The organism is Sphingomonas sp. 66-10 (genome assembly GCF_001897045.1).
Lineage (GTDB): Bacteria > Pseudomonadota > Alphaproteobacteria > Sphingomonadales > Sphingomonadaceae > Sphingomonas > Sphingomonas lycopersici.
On sequence record NZ_MKRR01000152.1, the window covers coordinates 26,661 to 28,015 of the forward strand.

2 protein-coding genes are annotated in these 1,355 nt (G+C 68.6%); both read left to right on the forward strand.

Going from position 1 to position 1,355, the window contains the following annotated elements:
• A partial coding sequence (locus BGN95_RS23635) for a TonB-dependent receptor domain-containing protein (protein ID WP_286774213.1) occupies positions 1 to 571 on the forward strand: 571 nt, incomplete at its 5' end.
• A gap of 184 nt (positions 572 to 755) precedes the next feature.
• The coding region (locus BGN95_RS23640; RefSeq protein WP_286774214.1) for a hypothetical protein at positions 756 to 1,355 on the forward strand (600 nt) is incomplete at its 3' end.

Sequence of the window (1,355 nt, forward strand, 5' to 3'; positions counted from 1 at the left end):
CATCACGGCCTTCTACTACGACTACAAGAACTTGCAGGTCTATACCACGGTCGAGGAAGGCGCGCTGACGATCCAGCTGTTCACCAACGCCTCGGCCGCGCGGGTCTATGGCGGCGAGCTGGAGCTGCAGGCAACCCCGACCCGCGGGCTGACCGTGTCGCTCAACACCGCTTATCTCAACGCCACCTATCGCAACTTCAAATCGGCCGGGAACGATTATTCGGGCAACACCCTGCCCTCCGCCCCCAAGATCAGCGTGCAGGGCGCGATCGACTGGCAGCATGAGACACCGCTCGGCACGATCGTCGCCAACACCAGCATGTCGTTCCGCAGCAAGGTGTTCTTCGACACCTCCAACGCCGCGCGGCTCGCCGATCAGGCGCGCGCCTTCGTCGATGCCCGGCTTGGGCTGCGCGTCGCGCACGACCGGCTGGAGATCGGCGTGTGGGGCAAGAACATCTTCAACGAGACCAATATCTCCGACATGACCCCGATCCCGACGCTGGGCTTCGACGTATTCAGCGTCGGCCCGCCGCGCACCTACGGGCTGTATCTCAAGGCGCATTATTGAAGGCGGCTGAGGATGCGCGCGTTCCTCGCCTCGACACATCGTTCCTCCCCTCCCGGGAACAGGGGAGGGGTCGAGGGTGGGTTGGCCTGCGAGGCAACGAACCACTGCCCCCCACACCAACCCACCCCCAGCCCCTCCCTTGTTCAAGGGAGGAGAGACACTGCCGCCAATCGAGACGCGCACAATGACCGCGGCTGAAACCGGCGTGTGGCTCGGGCCGGCGCCGTCGGTGCGCGAGCGGGCGGCGACCTTGTTCGCCGGGGTCGCGGGGATCATGTTCGCCGGGGTCGGCCCGCTGCTGCTCGGCGCGCTCGAACATGCCGGGCGGCTGAGCGCGGCGCAGATCGGGCAGGCCGGGACGGTCGAGTTGCTGACGATGGGGCTCGCCGCCGGGCTGACCGGCGCATTGGTGGGGGCGCAGCGGCTGCGGCTGCTGACGATCTTGTGCGGCGCGCTGATGGCGCTGCTCAATGCCGCGACGATCTATTGCGACGGCTGGGTGCTGGTCGCGGTGCGCGGCGTCAACGGCGTGCCGAGCGGGGCGCTGATCTGGCTGATGACCGCGATGATCGTCCGCGCCCCGCGCCCCGAGCGCTGGGCGGCGATCTATCTGACGGTGCAGACGCTGGCGCAATTCCTCGTCGTCGCGACGCTCGGGCCGTGGGTGGTGCGGCCCTATGGCGCCGACGGCGGCTTTGCGGTGCTCGCCGCGCTGGGCGTGCTGACCGTCTTTGCCGGCTTCGCGGTGCCGCGCGGCTTCGCGCCGCTGCCGGTCGCGGCGGAC